Source organism: Nostoc sp. DSM 114159 (assembly GCF_053470285.1).
Window position 1 is genome coordinate 744,606 of the sequence record NZ_JBPFEH010000001.1, and the last position, 23,607, is coordinate 768,212.

Genomic DNA, 23,607 nt, shown 5'->3' on the forward strand with positions numbered 1-23,607 from the left:
GGAACAAGGGGACAAAAGTTTAGAACTTACAACAAATCTTTCCCCTTGTCCCCAAGTCCTCTTTCCCATGCCCAATCCCTAATTAAATAGCTGTCGTTTAGTGGAGGTGCATCTTGTCTAGATCAATTGTTCAAAGAATTGCGATGCCGAAAGTAGTTCGCTTTGCAGCGATCGCATTTTCATCTGTTGCAGTAGTCCTCACTACATGTCAGTCTGCTTTTGCACAGCTAAATGTTGGACGCTATGGCATCCAACAAGGATTGGAGTCTGAGTATCTCCAGTACCAACTTAATAACCAGAATTTGAGCCAAATGCGAGTCATTCCTGGATGTGATGTGGGATTTGGTCTGACCTGCAATAAAACTGGATCGGTAATCCAACGATTAGTGGAGTTAAACAATGGGACTAGTTATCAAAACCTTCTGATCCGAGCAGCCGGTGGGGAAAAAAACTTCCAGAATTTCGCTAGCTTCTACGGCAATAATCCCAATCTCTCTGCGGTGCCTTACGCCTCATTTTGGAGAAATGCATCTCCCGCAATCATGGATGGATCTCAATACCTTCTTGGACAATCTTTTGGTCGCAATCCAGTAGAAGGACTCGGACTTGTAACCAAGCAGTTCTACTGGGCACCATACTCAGGAGTCAATGACTCGGTTAGCCTTCGTAATGGATTACTAGACCTGAAATTGTCATACGGACGACTGCTTTTTGAAGAGGCCTCAAAAATTTCTAATATTCAAGAGCAGATTCAGTCTCTAGGTCTTTCGCCAGAGATGACAAATTTTTATTTAAATAGAATCTCTACAGGCTTGGATGCGTTGAATTCTGGAGATCAGAACCAACTCCAACAGAAGATTTTTGAAGTACTATCCTTTCCATACTCTGAAGAAGGTGGGGAACTAGGACGCCCCAACAATGCGATTCCAGCGGAATTTAATCAGCTTTTAGGAGAAGATATCGCAGGAGATACTTTGCTAAGTGACAATCCACTAGCTTTGGATGGAGAAACAATAGCTTTTGATGCTTTCCCTGGCTCTACGGGAGATGTCTTGGTACCAGACAGTTCTAATTCCTTTCCACTTTGGCCAATAATTGGCGTTGGGGGTCTTGGTTTAATTCTGCTTCTACTACTGAGTGGCGATAGTTCGTCAGCTCAACCACCTGTTTCTTCATCTCAACCACCTATTTCTCTATCTCCTCAACCACCTACACCTGTTTCTCCAGAAAATGTACCTTTGTCTCTCACCAATAAAGGCGAATGCGATCTGACTCCTAGTGGTAATGGTTCTAATCACACACAAATCGTTGAGATTCCGTGTAATGTTACTCCTCAAACCCCCACGCAAGTGAAGAAGGTAGTGGAGCCATCAACGATCAAAGCGCTTGTATTGCTAATTGTTCTACTATGGATAGTCGGTAACAAACACCGAACTTTAAAAATCCGTCATTCGTAATTATTTTACATAAAGGGATTTAACAAAGAGTTAGAGCAAAATGGCACGCTTGTTAAGATACAGCCCTTGCCCCAACTGTTTAAGAGCCTGGAGGCTGGGAACGAGGATACAATAAGTCTTTGGGCTTTACAAGCGTGCCATTCGAGTTAGAGCGTTTTAGCTTAAGCTTAGTTTTTTTTGTTTTTCATCTGTCTGTAAATAGCTGCAATATTGCGGGCATCATCAATGCCACGGTGGTGCGTGCCTTTTAATTCTATCCCCAACTCATTGAGAGCTTGTGCCATGCCAAATTTTTTAGATACACCAAGATATTTAGAAAATTCCTCTTTGATATTTATATGTTCTGAAGTAAAAGGATAAGGAAAATTATGAAACGCGCAATCTTGAATAAATTGGTTTTTGTCGTAATTACCCCAAGAACAAAAAATATAGTTGGGAAACAAATCAATCCATTCTTTGAAACGAGAAATTGCCTCTAAAAACTTGGGTGCTTCGTCAACATCTTGCTGCCGAATACTAGTCAATTCGGTGCAAAAACCTGTCAGTTGCGGATGTCTCACCGGTTGGATAAATTGCTGAAACTCTGAATCAATTTCCCACGTTGCTCGATTGAGCATCACTGCACCGATTTCGATAATTTCCATTTCGTGACGGGGAATAGTTTTACTGTTACAGCACGTAGCTTCCAAATCGACTATCAGATAATAATGGGATCTTTTATTATTCATATTATGTAAATAGAGTAAAGGTAATTTAAATTAGTAATTATTTATACATATTTTTAAAAAATCACTTGCTTTTGTCCCATATTCCGCATGAGTAAATATACTCAAAATTTTGCTCTCCGCAGGTATTTTTGCCAAAATCCGAATTTTTACAAAATGGCTAAAACTCAACTTGTACAAACACTTCAGGCTTTTTATTATCTATAGGGGGTTATAGAAGTATTTCAGGTCAAACATGCTAAGTTTATTGACAATAGTATCAATAAGCTTCATTTTGACGCTCAACTCAGTTGCGATCGCAGAATGCAGAATAAATGTTAAATGCCTCAAAGCATTGCTCTATCTTGGTTATGGAAAATAGCCAGATTTTCAAATCACCTGCGGAATGTGGTTTTTGTAATTCTATTGTAACAATTATACTACAAAAATGTAACGCTCACAGCTTTTTTGATTTATTTGAACCACAACCTCCTGTAGAGGCTTACAGGTAGCTGTAAGACTACAGAAATTTAGATTGATGAAAAAGGTTTAACCCAAAGGAATTGAATAGCGAGATCAAGAACGATCGCAGCCAGCGCAAACCATAACAAACTTTCTGCCGCTAACACCAAAAAAGGCCAAATTGTGCTGTGATTCCACCCAAATTCTATCTGAGTTAATCCGCGTACCAAGCCAAAAGCTAACACGCCACCAGCTTTGAGTTGAGGATTTCGATCGCAGCGGATGATATAGCGGTAGGTGACACCAAATAGGAAACCAGTAAAAGTTGCAACTGCACCACTCACCAACAAGCGCCAGTTAAGATCGCTTTGCAGACATACAAGTGTCTGAAAATACTTTGCCAGTACGAAAGTATTCAACAGACTAGCGATTGCAAAAGCCAAACACACAGATAATCCCCCAATGATTCCACTCTTAAGGGATTCTATGCGTTCTGTCATTAATTGAGGATCTAAAATTGAGTTCACTCCATATATAAATAAGGGATTGGATATTAGGGAAATTTTTCCTTACTCTCCAGTATGATAAATGCTTGAGCAGCTTTGTCATTAATTAAATACCGCTCTCAAGTAGGAATTTTGATGATAAATTCGGTTCCCATGCCAGGTTGAGAATTCACGTCTAATATACCGTTGTGTTTTTCTACAATAATTTGATATGCGATCGACAAGCCAAGTCCAGTACCTTTGCCTACAGTTTTTGTCGTAAATAACGGCTCAAACAAACGTTTTTTCAACCGTTCAGGAATACCAATCCCATTGTCAGCAATCCGAATTATAACCAATTGTTCAGAATCTATTTCTGTGGTAATTTTAATCTGAGGAATTAGATTGCTGATTTTGCCTTCCATTATAGCTTCATCAAGGGCATCAATTGCATTTGCGAGAATGTTCATAAATACTTGATTCATCTGCCCTAGATAACACTTAACCTGTGGTAATTCTCCATAAGTTTTAATTACTTCAATGCGGGGACGATCGCTATTAGCATTGAGACGGTGTTGCAAAATCATTAGGGTACTATCTATTCCTTGATGTAAATCAGCAGATATTTTGGCATCGCTATCCGAGCGACAGAAACTGCGGAGTGAACTAGAAAGGTTGCGAATTCGTTCGCTTCCTATGTGGAGTGAGTTCAAGATTTTTCCCATATCTTCGAGAACAAAGTTTAGATCCAAGTTCTCAATAGTTTTGGTAATTTTGGCTGTTGGGTTTGGATACTCTTGTTCATATAGTAGAAGCAACTCGGTTACTGCTGTAATATATTCTTGCAAGGGTGGAATATTGCTGGAAATAAAGTTGATAGGGTTATTGATTTCATGGCCAATACCAGCGATTAACTCTCCGAGTGTTGATAGTTTCTCTTGCTGTACTAGTTGGACTTGGGCTTTTTGCAAAGCCCTGGTGCGATCGCTAACTTTTTGTTCCAAAGATTCAGTCAATTGTTTGAGTTGTAAATGTACGCGTACTCTGGCAATCACTTCTTCTTGGGCAAATGGTTTCGGGATATAGTCAACTGCGCCAAGGGAAAATCCCTTCGTTTTGCTCTCTGTATCCGCTAAAGCAGTAGTGAAAATAATCGGAATGTTTTGGGTAACAGGATTGGCTTTCATGCGGCGACAAGTTTCAAATCCGTCAATACCTGGCATTTGTACATCCAGCAAAATCAACTCTGGTTGATTGCGTTCGGCTTGGGCGATCGCACTTTCTCCATCAACTGCAACCCGAAAACGAAAACCCTCACTATTAAGTGCTTCACACAGGAGAGATAAATTTGTGGGATTATCATCCACAATCAAAATAAATCCGGTATCTGAGGTTTTAAGCATGATGAATTAACAATTTAAATTTGACTCAAATTAATTGATATATTGTTGAATTAAAAAATTCAGAAACCAGAATTCAGAATTCAGAATGGAATTAGCATAGCTAGTTATTAACTAGTCTTGAAATGCTTTTACAGTTCGTCTCATTTATTCTGACTCCTGAATACTTACAAGAAAAGTTTCCAAACGTTTGAGTTGGAAATTACTAGCAAGCTGGATAATTTGCTGGGCAAAAATGCTTAAATGCTCATCAGATTTAGACAGTTCCTCGGCCAGTTGCAAAACTTTTTGAATATCACCGTCTTGCGTTAGTTCGAGTAAATCTTGCAAAACCTCTTTGGCAGGATAAATTATCTCATTTGGTCGCTCCAAAGCATCTATATTGGTTTTTTTGATTTCATCTACCTTCACGTCAAAAATCCATTCCAGTTGCAAAAACTGTCGTAGCATTTCCAGTAGCGTTTCAGCTTCTACAGGTTTTGGTAGAAATGCATTTGCACCTACATCAATACTCTTGTACTGGTCGGCTGCAAACACACTAGCTGAGGAAGCGATGACAGCAATCTCTTTAAATTGCTCAGACTGACGCAAGCGATCGATCAACTCAAATCCATTCAATATAGGCATCACTAAGTCAGTAATAATCAAGTCTGGTTTGTGGGCTAGAGCCTTTTCCCATGCTTCCTGACCCTGACTAGCTTCTACAACAATAAACCCAACTGGCTCTAGTAAATTTACAATTACCGATCGATTTTCCCATTTGTCATCCGCAATCAAAATGGTGCGGTTTTGTCCTTGATAACCAATAATAGTTCCTTGTTCAATCACTCTAGAAACCTTTGCCCAGTCTTTAGATTCTGGAAATTCTGCCTCAAACCAGAAAGTACTACCTTTGCCCAATTCACTTTGTACTTGAATTTGACCACCCATCAACAAAACAATGTTTTGGCTGATTGCTAATCCCAAGCCTGTACCTTCAGATTGTCGTTTTTGATTTCCTACTTGTTCAAAGGGTTGGAAGATTTTCTGCGCTTGTTCAGGGATTATCCCCGCACCAGTATCTATTACCTCAAAACGAATTTTGTAGTTAGTATGTCCATTAGTGTTTAATTGTTGATTAATGACCTTAACTTTGAAAGTGACGCTGCCTTGATTAGTAAATTTAATTGCATTACTAAGTAAGTTAATCAGCACTTGCCGCAAGCGTTTTTCATCAGTATGAATGCCCGTTGGCAAATCAGGATCGAGTTGGACGTGAAATGCGATGACCTTTTGTTCTGCCCGGATGCGGGAAATTTCAGTCACGCTATCTATAAAGGCAGGTAAGTAGAAATCAACAGAATACAATTCTAGTTTCCGGGCTTCTATTTTGGAGAGATCCAGAACATCATTAATTAAGGTTAAAAGATGAGAACCACATTGATAAATGATGCTGACTCCTTTACGTCCTTTCTGACTCAAAGATTCTGTGCGTTGAAGTATTTGTGTATAGCCCAAAATCCCGTTAAGAGGTGTGCGTAGTTCATGACTCATATTGGCGAGAAATTCACTCTTGGCTTGGCTGGAGTTTTGAGCGACTTCTTCTGCAAGGCGTAGTTCTTTCTCGATGCGCTTGCGCTCGACAATTTCAGTTGAAAGCGCTCGATTAATAACTTCTAATTGAGAAGGGCTGGGTAGTGTCAAAGCTTGAGGCATGAGATAAAATAACGCAAATGCCGTATATATTGAAATAATTGCAGTTAGAGCTTTTAAACTACCTGCAACCCAATAATTTGGATGCCAAAGCGTCCAAATATCCATCAAGTGTCCAGTACCACAAGCAATGATAAAAGCACCAAATAACAAAAAGACGCCATTAAAAGGAACGTCTTTACGCTTGTAAATAAAAGAAATCAGTAGGAAGGGAATAGAATAATAGGCTAGAGCGATCGTGGCATCAGAAATAATGTGCAGCCAGACTAATCCAGTTTGCCAGAGATAACAATGTCCGTGGGGAATAAAACCGTTGGAGTGGAAAGGATAGTTAAAAAATGTCGGCATGATATTAGGGGCTGCTGGATTGGAAATATATACCCATAGCCCTAGTATTCCCAAAAGTATCAAGTCAGAAAGCGCGATCGCTACTTTTTTACATTCGTGTTTATCGTTGCTTAAAATACTAACGTATCAAGAAAAGTTGCTGTCTTTTTTGTGTAAACGTACCTTGTCGTAAACATCACACGCAAAAGTTACAATCTGATTGATAAAAAAATCTCAGCCTGCCCAATCCCTGTATGATAAGTATTAGAAACCTTTTGTAATTATTTGAAAAGTGGGACTATGGAGATTTTGACACTAGGTTGGGTAGCGTTGTTAGTTGTGTTTACTTGGTCAATTGCAATGGTAGTGTGGGGACGTAACGGACTATAGAGGCATTGTGGAAAGTCCATTCTTGAGTATTTTGGCTTTATTTGCTGTAGTGCTGCTCGTAGTAGTCACTGGTGGTATTGGTTATTTAACCCTGGCAGATTGGCGCGATCGCCGTCGCCGAGATGAAGAAAAACGCACCACCCGCAGCGCCACTCCCAAGCGGCGATAGTTTTCTCGTAATTGAAAATCTTTTTGTAGGGACGCGATACAATCGTGTCCCTACATTGTTTTTATGACATTCCCAGGAAATAATTGTTAACTTTGCGATCGCAACGGGAATCATTAAATAGAAGACTTTCAATATTTAAAGTCCCACTGGGAATGGAAAACTCCTCTACTACTCAACCCATACAACCAAATTCAAAACGGCAAGAATCTCATTCAGATGTAACATGCTCTTTACATCAGAATGAGCAACAAAAAGCCTTATCTGGAGTTATTGCCCGTATTCGGGAGTCTCTAGACATAGAAACTATCTTCAAAATTACAGTCACTGAAGTCCGCCAACTTCTGAAAAGCGATCGGGTTAGCGTGTTTCGTTTTTATCCTGATTTGGCATGGGAAGGAGAATTTATCTATGAAGATGTGGCAACCGAATGGGATTCGGCATTAGCAGCCAAACTGCGCGACCACTGTTTTAGTGAGGAGTTCGCAGAACTTTATCAGCAAGGTCGAATTAGAGCAATAACTGATATTTATCAAGTAAATGCCAGTGATTGCTATATCCAGATTCTGGAAAAATTCCAAGTACGTGCCAGTATAATTGCCCCCTTGATCAAAGGTAAAGATTTATGGGGATTGTTGTGTATTCATCAGTGTAGTAATCCTCGACAATGGGAAGTATCAGAAATTGAGTTTGTGCAATTAATTGCCGAACATCTAGGAGTTGCTTTACAGCAAGCAGATTTCCTGGAACAAGTCAAACTACAATCAGCAGAACTAGCACAAGCAAAAGCTAGAGAAAAAGCGGCCCAATGGCAGAAAACTATAGCTATCACCATTGAGAAAATTCGCCAGTCCTTAGACTTGGAAATCATTTTCCACACAACCACCGCAGAACTTAGGCAGCTGCTAAATGCCGATCGCGTGGCTATCTATCGCTTCAATCCCGATTGGAGTGGTGAATTCGTGTTTGAATCAGTGGCAGAGGGTTGGGTTTCCCTCATAGATCAACAGTCGCAACGGCCAGAATTGAAAGAGAATGTCAGCGAATGTAGTGCCAAAGATTTAGCTAAACCTCCAGTCGCTGATACCTATTTACAAGATACAGAGGGTGGAAACTTCACTCAGTGTGAAGTGTACCGAATTTGTAATGATATTTACAATTCAGGCTTTAGCGATTGCTACATTAAAATTTTAGAGATATATCAAGCAAGAGCTTATGCGATCGTTGCTATTTACCACGGTCAAAAGCTTTGGGGCTTGCTAGCAGCATACCAAAATGCTGGAACCCGTGATTGGCAAAAAGATGAGGTTTACTTGCTTACCCAAGTTGGCACCCAACTAGGTGTGGCTTTGCAGCAAGCGGAATTTATCCAACAAATGCAGATTCAAGCAGCAGATATCAGCAAAGCTGCTGAAAGGCAAAGAGCGTTGGCGCACACAGTAGAAAAAATTCGTCAGTCTCTTGAAATTGAAGCCATATTTAAAACCACTACTCAAGAAGTTCGTCGGTTATTAGAAGTGGAACGAGTCGCAATTTATCGCTTCTATCCTGATTGGAGTGGAGAATTTGTGGCTGATTCCATCGTTGATGGCTGGACACCAATGGTTAAGCCGCAGTCTGTGACAGAACGCGTTCTTGTGCAAGGAAAACAAGCGGGTAAGTATGCACGTAATGAAGTTTTTGTACCAATTTCTCAGGGTGAAAAGCTGTGGGGATTGCTAGTAGCTTATCAAAACTCTCAGCCCCGTTATTGGCAAGATGAAGAAATCAACTTGCTAGCACAAGTTGGCGTTCAATTGGGGGTAGCATTACAGCAAGCTGAATCTTTGACACAGATGCAGGTGCAAGCTCAAAAACTGGCTAAAGCCGCCGAACGAGAACGCAAAGCAGCCGAAAGACAGAAGGCCTTAGCTGCAACAGTGGAGAAAATCCGCCACTCTCTTGATATTGACACCATTTTTGCAACCAGTACAGAAGAAGTCCGACGGCTATTGGAAGTTGACCGAGTGACAATCTATCGATTTGGGACTGATTGGAGTGGCAAATTTGTTGCTGAGTCTTTAGCCGAAGGTTGGACACCAGTAAAGGAAATTGTACCTGCAATGTCTACGATGGTCACTGAGCCAAGTCGAAGTGCGGGCTACGCTGATGCAAGTAATTACTTGCAAGAAACCCAAGGTGGGGATTTTGCTAATGGTAAAACTCTTGTTATTAAAGATATTTATAGCACCGATGATTCTATTCCTTATATTGCCCTGATTGAACTCATGGAGGCTAGGGCATATATGATTGTGCCGATTTTTCAGGGTGAGAAACTTTGGGGATTGCTAGCAGCTTATCAAAATAACAAACCCCGTGATTGGCAAGAAGATGAAGTAGATTTGTTGATGCAAATTGGTACTCAGTTAGGCGTAGGACTTCAGCAAGCGGAATTACTAGAACAAACTCAATGTCAAAAAGAAGAGCTGACCCAGACTTTGAAGGAATTACAGCAGACTCAGAGTCAGTTAATTCAAAGTGAAAAAATGGCAGGTTTAGGGCAGTTAGTTGCTGGTGTAGCACATGAAATTAATAACCCGATTAGTTTCATTTATGGGAATATCACTTATGTTACTGAACATACCGAAAATTTATTTAAATTACTGCGCCTTTATCAAAAACAGTATTCTAAAGCAACAGGAGAAATTCAAAAGCAAGTAGCAGCACTAGATTTAGATTTCATTAATGATGACTTGCCCAAAATTCTTGCTTCAATGAAGATGGGTGCAGAGCGGATCTCTCAATTAGTCTTGTCGTTACGAAGTTTTTCTCGACTTGACGAAGCAGGAATGAAGCCCGTTGACCTTCATGAAGGTATCGACAGTACCTTGCTAATTTTACAACATCGACTGCAACCAGAAACTAATTCTTTTGCGATTGAGGTAGTTAAACAATATGGTGAATTGCCCCCGGTAGTCTGCTATGCAGCCCAGATGAATCAGGTATTTATGAATATTCTCAACAATGCGATCGATGCACTGGAGAACTCAGCAACTAGTGGAAAAATAATTGGCAATCCGAAAATTTGGATACGTACAGAAGTTATAGAAGGAAATGCTGTTCTGATTTGCATTGCTGACAATGGTTGTGGCATTCCAGAAATTGTGCGATCGCGCATTTTTGAACCTTTCTTTACCACCAAACAACCTGGACAAGGTACTGGCTTAGGGTTATCTATTAGTTACCAAATTATTGTAGAAAAACACGGCGGTAATATCAAATGTGTTTCTGAACCTGCTAATGGCTGTGAGTTCTGGATAGAAATCCCAATAAAACGATAGTTAGTTAACAAAGAAATCAGGTGATGCCTTCTCTACGAGAGGCTACACCTTTTTTAACTTTTAATGAACCATTCCAGGCGCAGAGGACACAGAGGAAGCAGAGGGCGATCGCACAATGGAGATTTTGCAGACGAAGCCCGTCGAAGGCTTCGCCTACGCTCTTTTTAACAAACCACAGAGCCGCAGAGAAAACAGCACTAGTAGAGATTTTGTAGGTGCTCGCTCTTTTTAACGAACTACAGAGACGCAGAGAACACAGAGGAATAGAAGAAGACGATGCCTACGGTAGGCCTAAGCATTTCAAAAAGTTAGCGATCGCTTTTTTATCCCACGCAATAGGCGCACTCGATTAGGAACTGATTCTTGCTCCGTTCGATACCATGTCAGCGTCGGGACGTTCTCAGTAAACTAAAATAGCTATTCACGCTAAAATATAATATAACTACCAGTGCTAAAACTGATTAATATCTACTCGTGTTTTTAAATAATTTACTTGCAAGGTATTTATGAACAATAATCAACCGCTAACAGCGCAATCATCACCTACACCCCGCGCTGAACTATTATTAGAAATTCAACAAACTCCAGAAGAATATCTACCAGAATTACTACAAATTGTACGTTTATTTCGTCAAAGCATGACGATGAAACAGACATCATTAAATAACTGGGAAAATGCTCTTAATGAAATTAATCAGAGTGATGCCGTCAAACAACAAGAAAGGAAAACAAACATCAAAAAAATATTTGAGTCATGGAATGAGTTAGATGAACAAGAAGAACAGCAAAAAACCTTAGAAATTATTGAATCTATGAAAGGTATTTCTATTTAACATAGGATGAGTAAGGTTATTATCTTGGATTCTGCACCTGTGGGATTAATTACTAATCCAAAAGCAACGCCTCTAGCTGTGCAATGTCAAGAATGGTTTAATACGCTATTTGAGTGAGAATATGAAGTAATTTTACCAGAAATTATAGATTATGAAATTAGACGGGAATTATTAAGGGCAAATAAATTATCAGGAATTAGAAAACTTAATCAACTAAAGTCAGAAATTATCTATCTTCCTATTGCAACAGAAGTGATGTTGAAAGCAGCAGAGTTATGGTCCCAAGTCAGAAATCAAGGAAAATCTACAGCAGATAATAAAGCTTTAGATGGTGATGTAATTTTGGCATCTCAATCTATTTTAGTTGCTAGTTATGGACATGAGGTTATTATTGCCACAAACAATAAAAAACATCTATCTATTTTTATTGATGCTAGAGAATGGCAAGAAATTTAGAATGTGAAGTGTGCGATCGCTCTTTTTAAAGAACCACAGAGGCGCAGAGAACACAGAGGAAAAGGAGGAGCGATCGCACTGTAAGATTAAGCGATCGCTCTTTTTAATGAATCACAGTGGCACAGAGAACACTGAGGAAGAGGAGGAGCGATCGCTCTTTGTAACGAATCGCAGAGGTGCAGAGAAGACTGAGGAGACGAGGAGCGATCATATAGTGGAGATTTTGCAGGCGATCACTTTTTTTACCAATCTATCTCAGTACAAATATACTATAATCTATAAACTAACTCTAATAAGGAGAAATCACAATATGTTCGGTAGTGTAAGTCCTAACCATTATTCCTTGGCACTGGCGTATCAAGAGACTCAAAATACCGTCAAATTAACTAAAATTCAAGCAGTATGGGAAAAGGGTTTTATTCTTCAAAATTGCGATCCAAGGGTCTGGCGAAAAGATGAATTTGGAAGATTGATAAATAGATATGAGTATGGAAATCGTCAATCTACTTATGGATGGGAAATTGACCACATAATACCAAAATTTAAAGGAGGTAGCGATCATATTTCCAACTTGCGTCCGCTACAATGGTACGTCAATCTTATCAGGTAACAAGTTAGGTTGCTCTGTGATTATACTACAACTAAAATAATTATTTACTATATCATCGCAAATAATGGTTAAAACACCTAAGTCTGGAAGATGTGTACATTGTCTACAAAATGTAGATAATTTGACGCGGGATCATGTTTTCCCTTCTGCTTGGTATCCAGATACTACTCCAGAAAATTTACAAAGATGGACAATTCCATCGTGCAAAAAATGCAATGAGGAATATGGCAGATTGGAAGAGGATCTACTCTTGAGACTTGGTATGTGTATTGATCCTGAAAATGCAAAGTCAAGCGGAATTACAGATAAGGTACTGCGTTCAATAGATCCAGACTATGCAAATGATAGAACAGAAAAGCAAGCAAGAGAAAACAAAAGAAATAAGATAAAAAAAGAAATAGTTAAATGGGAAGCAATCCCACCTATAGGTTTACATCCAAATTTTGGAGTACAAAATAATGTTTACTATCCAGAATATCTATCTATTCCAATATCAGCCGATAAGTTAGAACGTTTGTGTCATAAAATAGTTCGTGGTATAACTTATTTTGTTGATCAGACTTTTATAGAAAGCGATTTTGAGATTCAATTTTTTACTATAGATGATAAAGCTGCTCAAGCTATACTAAAAAAATATCAAGAACATTTGGAGACATATGATCGTCCAGGTATTAAAGTAGTACGTGCTATGACAAGTGACAATCCAGATGCTGGTTTTTATGCCATAGAAATCTGGGGCAGATTAAAAATGTACGCCGTAGTCAAGCCAAAGAAACTGTCATGCTGAATGCTATAAATAGTTTATGCAGGATAAATACCAAAATTGAAATTTGCAAAACTCCCTTTATTTTTACTAAAAAACTTGCCTTAGGAACATAACACCCCCAAGGCAAGCCGATTCTCTAATTCTTTCTTTACTTCGCGCCCTTTGCGCCCTTCGCGGTTCGTTTCTCTTAAAGTTGCTTCACTTCCGAAACCAACTTCGCCACCATATCCTTAGCACTACCAAAAAGCATCGTCGTTTTATCCTTGTAGAACAACTCATTATCTACACCGGCAAAACCCGTACTCATCCCGCGCTTAATCACAATTGTCTGCTTCGCCCGATCTACTTCCAAAATCGGCATACCATAAATCGGGCTATTAGCATCACTCCGCGCTGCCGGATTTACTACATCATTTGCCCCAATTACCAAAGCCACATCCGCTTGTTCAAACTGGGGATTAATATCATCCATGTCGTACAACTGGGTATAAGCCACATTTGCCTCTGCTAGCAACACATTCATGTGTCCCGGCATTCTCCCAGCAACGGGGTGAATGGCATACTTAACATCAACACCCATTTTTTCTAACTGATCTGACAATTCGCGGACGCTATGTTGCGCTTGGGCAACTGCCATACCATAACCAGGCACAATTACCACAGAACGGGCATAACCCAACATCATCGCTCCTTCTTCGGGATCGATACTGCGGACAGTTTGATCGGTTGCACCACCAGCAGCACCACCACCAGAAGTAGCCCCTGTACCAAAAGCACTGAACAGCACACTGAAGAGAGAGCGGTTCATCGCCTTACACATAATTTCGGTGAGGATTAAGCCGGATGCTCCTACCAAAGCCCCAGCGATGATTAACATATTGTTCATCACCACGAAACCCGCCGCCGCCGCCGCCACACCTGACAAGGAGTTCAACAGCGAAATTACTACCGGCATATCGCCGCCACCAATGGGGATGACGAACATCACACCCAACACTAAGGAAACAGCTACCACTCCCAAGAATATGGGTAAGCTATCTGGTGTGATGATTAAATAGGCACTGCCTACCAAATAAGCACCTAGAAGTAAGAGGTTAAATGGTTGCTGGAAAGGAAATGTTATCGGGGAACCGCTAATTAAACCTTGCAATTTAGCAAAGGCTAAAAAACTACCTGTGAAGGTAACACCACCGATTAACACGTCCAATAGCATGGAAATGTTCACATCTAGAGGTACGGGTGCGCCAGAATCCAATAATCGCCAAAATTCGGCAACGGCGACTAATGCTGAAGCCGCACCGCCTAAACCGTTGAGTAAACCCACCATTTGGGGCATTTCCGTCATTTGGACTTTGTAGGCAACGATCGCACCAATTCCCGATCCAATCGCCAAGCCCAACAATATCATCTCGTAGTTCAACACATTCCGATCTAGCATTGTTGCCACAATTGCCAGCAACATGCCCACAGATGCAATCACATTACCGTTTCGTGCTGTAGCTGGTGAACCCAGCTTTTTCAAACCAAAAATGAATAAGGATGCAGCGACTAAATATGTCAGCTGAATGCCAGTTGGTAAAAAGTCGCTCACGCCTTAATCTCCTTCTTCTTGAACATTTGCAGCATTCTATCTGTGACGAGAAAGCCACCTACAACGTTGACTGTAGCTAGTACTACAGCAATTAAACCGAGAATCACTGACACAGTTGTTTCTCTAGCACCTGAAGCCACTATTGCCCCAAGTACCGAAATGCCAGAAATCGCGTTTGAGCCTGACATTAAGGGCGTGTGTAAAGTAGGTGGGATTTTGTTGATAACTTCAAAGCCGATAAAAGATGCCAATACAAATACAAACAAAGCAGCAAGTAATGCCTCTGTCATGAAATCAAAACTCCTTGTATAAATGGACATTGGGCATGGGGCGTTAGGAGTGCTGAGTTAGGAGTTAGGAGTTAAGAGTTTTGTTTACCCCCTTGTCCCCTTGTCCCCTTGTCCCCTTGTCCCCTTGTCCCCCTATCTCCCGGTTGGTGAGCGCAGTCGAACCACATCTCCCTAATTAACCGCTGGTTGTTGAGTATTCAATGCTTGTAGCGCATCCCGCACTCGTTGATTGCGAATTTCACCTGCGTGGGTAACGCAAGCTGCATCAACGATGTCGTCGCCAAAGTCCACCTGCAAAGCTTTCTCTTTGTTAATTAGCAGTTGAATCAACGATGTTACGTTCTTGGCATACAATTGGCTGGCATGAATTGGCATCGATGATGGAAGATTGATGGGGCCGATAATTGTTACGCCGTTCCACACAATATCTTTGCCGGGTTCGGTACAAGCGCAGTTACCACCTTGTTCAGCAGCCAAATCCACAATTACTGAACCGGGTTTCATTTGTGCCACCATTTCTTCTGTAACTAGCCGTGGTGCTTGTCTCCCAGGTACTTGGGCTGTAGTAATCACTACATCAGAATTCTTAATGTGCTCGGCGACAACTTCTTGGGTACGTTGTTTGCTAGCCTCGGAAATTTCCTTGGCGTAACCGCCAGCAGCGACGGTTTCTTCGTCTAATTTGACTTCAACGAATTTTGCCCCTAAGCTTTGCACTTCTTCTTTGACGGCGGGACGAATATCAAAGGCTTCTACTACTGCTCCCAAGCGTCTAGCGGTGGCGATCGCTTGCAATCCAGCGACACCAGCGCCCATAATAAATACTTTCGCTGGAGCGATCGTGCCTGCGGCTGTGGTTAACATCGGAAAGTATTTCGGTAACGCGGCGGCGGCAATTAATACTGCTTTGTAACCGGCTAATGAAGCTTGCGAGGACAAAGCATCCATACTTTGCGCCCTGGTGGTACGGGGGATCATCTCCATACTCAAAGCTGTGACTTTCCGATTTGCTAGTTGCTGCGCCACAACAGGATTTCCCAAGGGATTGAGGAAACTGACTAAAACAGCCCCTTCCTTTAGCAAATCAACTTCTGAGCGTCCATCTTCTCGTTCTTGCGGTGGACTTACTTTCAGCAGAATATCTGTTTCACCCCATAATTTGGCAGTATCGCTGATTATTGTGGCTCCTGCTGCTTCATAGTCAGGATCGCCAAAAAATGACCGTTCTCCTGCACCCGCTTCTACCCACACTTCCAAACCTTGTTTTACCAATCGGGCAACGGTGTCAGGAATTAATGCCACACGACGTTCACAAACTTCAATTTCTTTAGCAACTGCTATTCTCATGAAATCTCCTGAAGATAAATACTTAATCTCTGCCAAGTAAGCGATTGTCCAGATGATGGGTGTCCCGCACTCATGGTACTTAGGCAGGAACATCAGCCATGAATTTTACTTGTAGATTGAACCTTGAATCTTTCTTCTCCCACTCTTTGCTCTCTAGACAAAGCCTCATTTTTTTGTAAAGTTCTGAGCGGAGGTTCCCTCCAATCGGACTTTTTGCTTTGCCGCTCGCAGATGTCATATTTTCAGATAGTTGCAAACAGGGTTATGTATTGCACATCCTAAATTGATTCCCAAATTTTGCATCTTTATCTTTAGGTTGTTTTCGGGATTGAGAAATTTTGGTATTCCTTTCTTATAGAGTAATATTGACCGAATTTTGAAAGCTTGATAATTTCCCAATCAAATTTTAATGATTGCGACTTCGATTCCAATCCAACTTATTTTAATCAATTTAGCCCAACTTAACTGGCGATCGCTGATGGCACACCTCAATTTTTATAACAAAATTCTCAAATTTAGATACACTTATACATATTTAGAAACACAATCCAACCCCCAACTGTGTTTATATCTAGTTCAAATTTGACCCAACTTAGCAATCAAATCATGGCTACATAAGGGTAATGAAGTAAATTGAATATACGTTTGTTTTAATACTAAGTAACTTTACTGTTGCCTAAACTTCAGGCAGGATGGCACTTTTTTTGGATATTAAACGTCCATTGTCAGGAAGCTAGTAGTAAAGTTTAGTAAAGAATACTAACACACAGTTATTTTTAGATAACAGATTTATATTTTCGTAGAGGAAGCCCGATTATGCGACGTTTACTTTCTGCTTTAGCCGTGAGTAGCTTTTTGGTTACTGGATTACCAGCCTTGACTTGGGCGCAAAGCTTACCTGGATTTACGCTGTTTAGCGGCGTCAAACAAGAAAATCAGCTACCCTTCCGATTAGATTTTGGGGGACAAGCTAATGGTTGGGATCGATACATACTAAAGATTCCAGCCAAAAGAATGAAATTGGCAGTTGGTCAATTTGCCATTACCTACCCTGATTATTACAAAGGAACTTTTGACCAGAAAAAAATTGAAGTCCGAGTCAAAGGCAAAGCAGTTCCGCTTTCTGAGGTGAAATGGGACAAAGAAGGTAAACTGATCAATATTTTTCCTCAAGATCCAGTACCAGCAGGTAGCCCAGTCGAGGTAGTGTTATCTAACGTGAAAAACCCATCCTTCGGCGGAGTTTACTATTTTAACTGTCAAGTGCTTTCCCCTGGGGATGTACCACTACTGCGCTATATGGGAACATGGATTTTGAGCATTACTTAAGAATAGGGAATAGGGATATAACCAATCGGTTATTCCCAATTCCCTAAGAAAGTGATAAAATTAGAGATTGTGAGTTTTTATAAAAATCACTTAAGAGGAGAAGAGTATGAAAAGAACACTGGGCGGTACTAGCCGTAAGAGAAAAAGAACCTCTGGTTTTCGTGCCAGGATGCGGACACCAGACGGTAGAAACGTGATTAGCGCCAGAAGAAAAAAGGGCCGTCATCGTCTGAGTGTTTAGGACAGATCGAGCGATAAAGAGCATCTGTGGCTTTGCCCAAAACAAATCGGCTAAAATCCCGCAAGGATTTCCAGGCAGTTTTTCGAGAAGGAATTCGGCGTCATGGCTCTTATTTAACATTGAGAGCCTTAAAGCCCTTATGTTCAACGAAACCTTCTTTGGACACTGCCACTCAGACTACACAAACAACTGACTTAAAGCTCCTTGCTAGCACGCGGATTGGTATTTCAATTAGCACAAAAGTCAGCAAAAGGGCAGTGGTTCGCAACCGAATCAAACGGCAAATTACTGCGGCTTTATATAATCTGCTGCCAAAATTATCACCAGGATGGCGGCTAGTATTCATTGTCAAACCCACAGCAGCAGAATCTAAGTGCGTAAGCCCACAATTTCTGCAAGAATTAGAGCAGTTGTTGGCACAAGCTGAGGTGTTCAATGGGAATTCGTGAAGATGTTTATTATGAAGGTGGTCCCCATGTTGGGGATTTAATTGTCAACCTGCTGATTGGGCTAACCATTGTCGGGCTACCATTAGCAGTCGGGGCAATTGTCAGGGCATTGTGGCTGCGTTTCCGCATCACCGATCGCCGAATTACTGTTACCGGAGGTTGGCAGGGACGCGATCGCACTGACGTAATTTACTCAGAAATTGTCAAAGTCGTCAAAGTTCCCCGTGGCATTGGCTTATGGGGAGATATGGCAATCACCCTAAAAAACGGCAGTCGTCTGGAATTGCGTGCAATTCCCAAGTTTCGCGAAGTCTATGACTACATAAACGAAAGAATTGCGGCGAAAAATCCCGAATTTAGCGCTCCTGCTAACAAGTGATGAGCAGGGGAGCAGGGGAGACAAGGGAGACAAGGGAGACAAGGGAGACAAGGGAGACAAGGGAGACAAACAAAACTCCTAACTCCTAACTCCTAACTCTTAACTCTTTAACTCTTAACTCAGCACTCAGCACTCACCACTCAGCACTCAAAATGTGCGGCTATCCGTAGCGAAAGATAGTCGCCGACAAATCATGATTTAGATAAATTAGATTCAGTTTACAGTACCTCAGGTTGAATTCAGAATAATGGATTTTGGTATCGGCTTTCTCTCGAACAACGTGATGCTGCCAATCATAGATTTCTTCTATGGTATAGTGCCTAGCTACGGATTAGCGATCGTTGCTTTGACCTTGATAGTCCGCTTCGCGCTCTATCCCCTGAGTGCTGGCTCAATTCGCAATATGCGGAAAATGCGAATTGTACAACCTCTGATGCAGAAGCGGATGGCAGAAATCAAAGAGCGCTATAAGGACGATCCGCAAAAGCAGCAAGAGGAAATGGTTAATGTCCAAAAAGAATTTGGCAACCCTTTGGCAGGCTGTTTTCCCTTACTAGTGCAAATGCCGGTTTTGTTAGCGCTGTTTGCTACCTTGCGGGGTTCGCCTTTTGCAAGTGCGAACTATAGCGTTAACCTGCAAATTCTTCCCGCAGAACAAATCGAACAAATTCAACCGCAAGCCTTTGCCACTGCTCCTCAAAATATTTACATTGCAGATGGGGAACACGTTAAAGTAGCTGCCATTATTCCCAGCGGAAATAAATTAGCGGTGGGAGAACAAACCAAAATACAGTATCAGACTGTTGAAGGTAAACCATTTCAGGTACTCTTAGCAGAACACCCAGAAAATAAGCTGATTCCTGATTGGAAAGTTACCAAAGGTGAAGATAGAATAAAAATTGATGCCCAGGGCAATGTAGAAGCCTTGCAACCAGGAGAAGTTACTATTCAAGGAACAATTCCTGGATTAGCAGCAGAAAAAGGCTTTTTATTCATTGATGCTTTAGGCAGGGTTGGCGCACAAGATCCAGATGGCACAATCCACTGGGATATCGTCGCCATGATCGTCTTCTTTGGAATCAGCCTTTATGTTAGCCAAATGCTTTCCGGGCAAAATTCCAGTGGTGGCAATCCGCAGCAGGATACAGTTAACAAAATCACCCCCGTCATCTTTTCTGGGATGTTCTTGTTCTTCCCCCTACCAGCTGGGGTGCTGATGTATATGGTGATTGGTAATATTTTCCAAACTGCCCAAACTTATCTTCTCTCCCGCGAACCTCTACCGGAGGAACTACAAAAAATTGTAGAAACCCAGGAGAAAGAAGCAGCAGTCACAGAGCAAAAAGCATTACCGTTTGAACCAAAAAGTCCTAAGAAAAAGGCAACAGGGGGATCATGAGCGACATTCCGATGCAGCGAGGTCAGCAGTGGTTAAAAACCCTGCTGGAACTCACTGGAATACCTGCTGAAATTCAAGGTCATTTAGAAACTGCCCAATCTCAAGACGGCGATTCTCCAGAACCAGATAACTACTGGTTGACTATTGACCAAACTAATTTGACATCAGAACAAATCCAGGTGTTAATTGGTGCTGATGGTTCTGTGTTAGATGCGATTCAGTATCTCGCAAATTCGGTTCTAAACCTTAGCCAACCCCCAGAAAAACAAGCCTCTTACACCATTGAATTAAATGGCTACCGGGTCAAAAGAGAAGCCGAAATTCGAGCATTAGCAGAAGCAGCAGCCGATGAAGTGCGCTTTTCTGGTAGAGAAGTAGAAATCAAATCTCTTAGTTCTGCTGAACGGCGTCAAGTTCATACCTTCTTAAAGGAATTTGGAGATTTAGAAACCTTCAGTCGCGGTAAAGAGCCACATCGCCATCTGGTTGTTTGTCCCGCTTCGTTGGAAGGAGTTAGGAGTTAGGAGTTAGAAGTTAGGAGTTTGGAGTTATGAGTTTGGAGTTAATTGAAAACTCATAACCATATATAATTTCAAAATTTCTCTTTTTGTTAAGGGATAAAATAAAGATTCAGTATCAGTATAATTGCTGATAATCGAGATAAATTTTAGTGAGGATGTCTCACAAATCCTATGGACGCAATTTATATTCCGCAGCTAACTAGAGCATCGGAGCGAACAGAGGAAGTTCAAGTTAAAGAATTTCTGCCTGGTCTAGAAACGTTAACTCCAGTTCGCGGTCATGTGCGCGTGCAACATCATGGCAATTACCTGGAAGTGTCAGCTCAGGCAGAAACAATTATTACTTGTACGTGCAACCGCTGCTTGCAGCAATACAATCACCGTTTAGGGGTTGATACGAAGGAAATTATCTGGTTAGATGAAACTGCAAATCAGGCAAATGACTTGCCCTTAGAAAGGGAAGTGGTTATGGAAGATTTGCTGGAAAGCTTACCGCCTGATGGTTATTTTTATCCCAACGAATGGCTGTATGAGCAGATGTGTTTGGCAATACCGCAGCGCCAATTATGCGATCGCAATTGTCCAGGTATTCTTGTAAGTAGTACAGTTGATAGTCCTGATACTTCTGATAGTCGTGAGACTCCAGTTGATAACCGTTGGGCTTCTCTGGAAGCTTTAAAAAAGCAACTTCCAGGATAAGTAATTTGATAATTACGTCAGACTTAAGTCTTCGGCTGTGCTAACTAAGCCTGTCTATACAGGCTTATTATTTTATATTTTATTAAATACTTTCGGTATAAGTTAGTTGATATTCATATTTCTATCCAAAAGATATCAATAATTGTTGTATTTGATCAATTACTAAAACTAAGTCAATCATAATTTTTACAAGCTCTTGCTTAAAGTAACATTCAATCACCTATTTTCCCAAGATTACGTTATAAAAAATATTAATGATTTTTAGAAATCACTAGGTTTTTAATTTTAAATTAACAGTCTATTTAAGAACAGCATTATTTTAACTTGTGCATATAGGAATCCGCTTTGATTTGGAGAAATTATTTGCGTAGGGAGAAAATAGGGAATAGGGAAGAAGGAATAAATGTATACTGAGTTTTTTCACGCAATCAAATACGAGTCCCATATTTGCTGAACGAGAAAAGCAATATTGTATTGTTCTTGCTAATTACTCATTGGCTTTCTGAACCAAGAAAGTTGTACATTGCGTTCAAGAGAAACTAACCAATAACATATATATGAACTTCCGTGAAGAGTTTAAACTGCTGCTACGTGCCCGCTACCCCTTGATTTATATTCCTACATACGAGGAAGAACGGGTAGAAGCAGCTATCCGGGAAGAAGCAAGCAACCAGGGTAATCGCCCGGTGTATACTTGGGATTTTGTCGATGGCTACCAGGGAAACCCCAATGATGTTGGGTTTGGGCGACGTAACCCGTTGCAAGCTTTGGAATTTATTGAAAAATTACCAGCTTCCGCACCTGCGGTAATGATTTTACGAGATTATCATCGCTTTTTAGAAGATGTGGCGATCGCCCGCAAACTCCGCAATCTGTCCAGACTTCTCAAATCGCAACCAAAAAATATTGTTCTACTGTCGCCACGCATCGCCATCCCTGATGACTTAACGGAAGTGCTGACAGTCGTCGAGTTTCCCTTACCAGCCGCCTCAGAAATAAAAACTGAGATAGATCGCTTACTACAAAGTACTGGTAACTCCCTTTCTGGAAAAGTTTTAGATGATTTGGTGCGCTCTTGTCAAGGACTTTCGATGGAACGGATTCGCCGGGTTTTGGCAAAAGCGATCGCAACCCACGGAGAATTGCGACCAGAAGACATGGAACTGGTTTTGGAAGAAAAGCGCCAAACTATCCGCCAAACCCAAATCCTGGACTTCTACCCCGCCACTGAGCAAATTTCTGATATTGGCGGACTGGATAACTTGAAAGATTGGTTGATTCGGCGGGGAGGTTCATTTACAGATCGAGCGCGACAGTACGGATTACCGCACCCCCGTGGTTTAATGTTGGTGGGTATTCAGGGAACTGGTAAATCATTAACGGCAAAAGCGATCGCTCATCATTGGCATTTACCCCTGCTACGTTTGGATGTGGGCAGGTTATTTGGTGGTTTAGTGGGCGAATCAGAATCTCGCACTCGCCAAATGATTCAAGTAGCTGAAGCCCTCGCTCCCTGTATTTTATGGATTGATGAAATAGATAAAGCCTTTGCAGGGCTTGGTAGCAAAGGTGATGCCGGAACAGCCAGCCGTGTGTTTGGCACTTTTATTAATTGGCTAGCCGAAAAAAGCTCACCCGTGTTTGTCGTCGCCACCGCCAACGACATCCAAGCTTTACCGCCAGAAATGCTCCGCAAGGGACGATTTGATGAAATTTTCTTTGTGGGTTTGCCCACCCAAGAAGAGAGAAAAGCAATTTATGATGTTCATTTATCCCGACTGCGCCCCCATAACTTGAAAAGTTATGACATCGACAGGCTAGCTTATGAAACCCCTGATTTTTCTGGGGCCGAGATTGAGCAAACTTTAATTGAAGCGATGCATATTGGATTTAGCCAAAATCGCGACTTTGCTACCGACGACATTTTAGAAGCAGCTAGTCAAATCATACCCTTAGCACGAACTGCCGTAGAGCAAATTCAGCAACTCCAAGAATGGGCTGCTGCTGGAAGAGCGCGTTTAGCATCTAAACACAATCCTTTGAGCGAACGCCTCCGGCGCACTACGTGAACCCAAAAATAATGTAGAGACGCAGGAGTGCTTACGTCTCTACAAAGATTTTGGATAACGCATATTTAATTTCACCAGATGTCTATTCAGCATAGCTACAATAATCAGTTAGTCAAAAGTCAATAGTTCATGATGAATTATTATGGACTATTGATTCTTATACTGATGGGTTATTTGCTTCTCTACTCGTAATACCAAGCGTGAAAAATGATTGCGACAGATGGA

General features: G+C 41.2%; 24 protein-coding genes. 17 read left to right on the plus strand and 7 right to left on the minus strand.

The window, feature by feature from the left end:
• Positions 1–113: 113 nt before the first annotated feature.
• On the plus strand, positions 114–1,457 hold the full coding sequence (locus ACR5KR_RS03005; protein WP_448265390.1) for a hypothetical protein: 1,344 nt from the start codon (positions 114–116) through the stop codon (positions 1,455–1,457).
• A 167-nt stretch (positions 1,458–1,624) separates the two neighbouring features.
• Here ACR5KR_RS03005 and ACR5KR_RS03010 read toward each other — a convergent pair whose 3' ends face one another.
• The 4 genes from ACR5KR_RS03010 to ACR5KR_RS03025 form a co-directional block, all read right to left on the minus strand.
• Positions 1,625–2,185, minus strand: a complete 561-nt coding sequence (locus tag ACR5KR_RS03010; protein ID WP_448265391.1) for an exonuclease domain-containing protein — start codon at positions 2,183–2,185, stop codon at positions 1,625–1,627.
• 506 nt (positions 2,186–2,691) lie between these two features.
• Positions 2,692–3,123, minus strand: a complete 432-nt coding sequence (locus ACR5KR_RS03015) for a hypothetical protein (RefSeq protein WP_448265392.1) — start codon at positions 3,121–3,123, stop codon at positions 2,692–2,694.
• A 125-nt stretch (positions 3,124–3,248) separates the two neighbouring features.
• Entirely contained in the window at positions 3,249–4,511 is a 1,263-nt protein-coding gene (locus tag ACR5KR_RS03020) for a sensor histidine kinase (protein ID WP_448265393.1), read from the minus strand.
• 144 nt (positions 4,512–4,655) lie between these two features.
• Positions 4,656–6,548 carry an ATP-binding protein gene (locus tag ACR5KR_RS03025; protein WP_448265394.1) on the minus strand — a complete coding sequence of 631 codons (1,893 nt, stop codon included), beginning with the start codon at positions 6,546–6,548 and terminating at the stop codon, positions 4,656–4,658.
• A gap of 279 nt (positions 6,549–6,827) precedes the next feature.
• Here ACR5KR_RS03025 and petN point away from each other — a divergent pair, with 279 nt between their 5' ends.
• From petN to ACR5KR_RS03060, 7 genes are all read left to right on the plus strand, one after another.
• Positions 6,828–6,917, plus strand: a complete 90-nt coding sequence (gene petN, locus ACR5KR_RS03030; RefSeq protein ID WP_017322509.1) for a cytochrome b6-f complex subunit PetN — start codon at positions 6,828–6,830, stop codon at positions 6,915–6,917.
• 7 nt (positions 6,918–6,924) lie between these two features.
• Positions 6,925–7,086 (plus strand): hypothetical protein, encoded by a 162-nt coding sequence (locus ACR5KR_RS03035; RefSeq protein WP_094350864.1) that lies wholly within the window; start codon positions 6,925–6,927, stop codon positions 7,084–7,086.
• Positions 7,087–7,238: 152 nt separating this feature from the next.
• On the plus strand, positions 7,239–10,403 hold the full coding sequence (locus tag ACR5KR_RS03040) for a GAF domain-containing sensor histidine kinase (RefSeq protein ID WP_448265395.1): 3,165 nt from the start codon (positions 7,239–7,241) through the stop codon (positions 10,401–10,403).
• Positions 10,404–10,909: 506 nt separating this feature from the next.
• The gene (locus tag ACR5KR_RS03045) at positions 10,910–11,236 is read left to right on the plus strand and encodes a hypothetical protein (RefSeq protein ID WP_448265396.1); all 327 of its coding nucleotides are present in this window, start codon (positions 10,910–10,912) and stop codon (positions 11,234–11,236) included.
• A gap of 255 nt (positions 11,237–11,491) precedes the next feature.
• Positions 11,492–11,692 (plus strand): hypothetical protein, encoded by a 201-nt coding sequence (locus ACR5KR_RS03050; RefSeq protein WP_448265397.1) that lies wholly within the window; start codon positions 11,492–11,494, stop codon positions 11,690–11,692.
• 10 nt (positions 11,693–11,702) lie between these two features.
• A complete protein-coding gene (locus ACR5KR_RS03055; RefSeq protein WP_448265398.1) occupies positions 11,703–12,302 on the plus strand; it encodes an HNH endonuclease signature motif containing protein in 600 nt (199 codons plus the stop codon).
• Between the two features lie 64 nt (positions 12,303–12,366).
• Complete coding sequence (locus ACR5KR_RS03060; protein WP_448265399.1) at positions 12,367–13,089, plus strand: HNH endonuclease; 723 nt, start codon at positions 12,367–12,369, stop codon at positions 13,087–13,089.
• A 166-nt stretch (positions 13,090–13,255) separates the two neighbouring features.
• Here ACR5KR_RS03060 and ACR5KR_RS03065 read toward each other — a convergent pair whose 3' ends face one another.
• From ACR5KR_RS03065 to ACR5KR_RS03075, 3 genes are all read right to left on the minus strand, one after another.
• Complete coding sequence (locus ACR5KR_RS03065) at positions 13,256–14,659, minus strand: NAD(P)(+) transhydrogenase (Re/Si-specific) subunit beta (RefSeq protein ID WP_445627822.1); 1,404 nt, start codon at positions 14,657–14,659, stop codon at positions 13,256–13,258.
• The gene (locus ACR5KR_RS03070) at positions 14,656–14,949 is read right to left on the minus strand and encodes an NAD(P) transhydrogenase subunit alpha (RefSeq protein WP_138499926.1); all 294 of its coding nucleotides are present in this window, start codon (positions 14,947–14,949) and stop codon (positions 14,656–14,658) included. The genes ACR5KR_RS03065 and ACR5KR_RS03070 overlap by 4 nt, the downstream gene beginning before the upstream one ends.
• A 171-nt stretch (positions 14,950–15,120) precedes the next feature.
• Entirely contained in the window at positions 15,121–16,296 is a 1,176-nt protein-coding gene (locus ACR5KR_RS03075) for a Re/Si-specific NAD(P)(+) transhydrogenase subunit alpha (protein ID WP_445632182.1), read from the minus strand.
• A 409-nt stretch (positions 16,297–16,705) separates the two neighbouring features.
• Between ACR5KR_RS03075 and ACR5KR_RS03080 the strand changes: the two genes are divergently transcribed.
• From ACR5KR_RS03080 to ACR5KR_RS03120, 9 genes are all read left to right on the plus strand, one after another.
• A complete protein-coding gene (locus ACR5KR_RS03080; RefSeq protein ID WP_448265400.1) occupies positions 16,706–16,882 on the plus strand; it encodes a hypothetical protein in 177 nt (58 codons plus the stop codon).
• A gap of 230 nt (positions 16,883–17,112) precedes the next feature.
• Positions 17,113–17,625, plus strand: a complete 513-nt coding sequence (locus ACR5KR_RS03085; RefSeq protein ID WP_445627821.1) for a DUF2808 domain-containing protein — start codon at positions 17,113–17,115, stop codon at positions 17,623–17,625.
• Between the two features lie 106 nt (positions 17,626–17,731).
• Entirely contained in the window at positions 17,732–17,866 is a 135-nt protein-coding gene (gene rpmH / locus ACR5KR_RS03090) for a 50S ribosomal protein L34 (RefSeq protein WP_099102484.1), read from the plus strand.
• Between the two features lie 26 nt (positions 17,867–17,892).
• The gene (gene rnpA, locus ACR5KR_RS03095) at positions 17,893–18,315 is read left to right on the plus strand and encodes a ribonuclease P protein component (RefSeq protein ID WP_448265401.1); all 423 of its coding nucleotides are present in this window, start codon (positions 17,893–17,895) and stop codon (positions 18,313–18,315) included.
• A complete protein-coding gene (locus ACR5KR_RS03100; protein WP_445627819.1) occupies positions 18,302–18,694 on the plus strand; it encodes a PH domain-containing protein in 393 nt (130 codons plus the stop codon). The genes rnpA and ACR5KR_RS03100 overlap by 14 nt, the downstream gene beginning before the upstream one ends.
• A 247-nt stretch (positions 18,695–18,941) precedes the next feature.
• On the plus strand, positions 18,942–20,093 hold the full coding sequence (gene yidC, locus ACR5KR_RS03105; protein WP_445627818.1) for a membrane protein insertase YidC: 1,152 nt from the start codon (positions 18,942–18,944) through the stop codon (positions 20,091–20,093).
• Positions 20,090–20,617, plus strand: a complete 528-nt coding sequence (locus ACR5KR_RS03110; protein ID WP_445627817.1) for a Jag family protein — start codon at positions 20,090–20,092, stop codon at positions 20,615–20,617. The genes yidC and ACR5KR_RS03110 overlap by 4 nt, the downstream gene beginning before the upstream one ends.
• A gap of 168 nt (positions 20,618–20,785) precedes the next feature.
• Entirely contained in the window at positions 20,786–21,313 is a 528-nt protein-coding gene (locus tag ACR5KR_RS03115) for a YceD family protein (protein WP_445627816.1), read from the plus strand.
• Positions 21,314–21,870: 557 nt separating this feature from the next.
• Complete coding sequence (locus ACR5KR_RS03120) at positions 21,871–23,382, plus strand: AAA family ATPase (RefSeq protein WP_445627815.1); 1,512 nt, start codon at positions 21,871–21,873, stop codon at positions 23,380–23,382.
• Positions 23,383–23,607 lie beyond the last annotated feature (225 nt).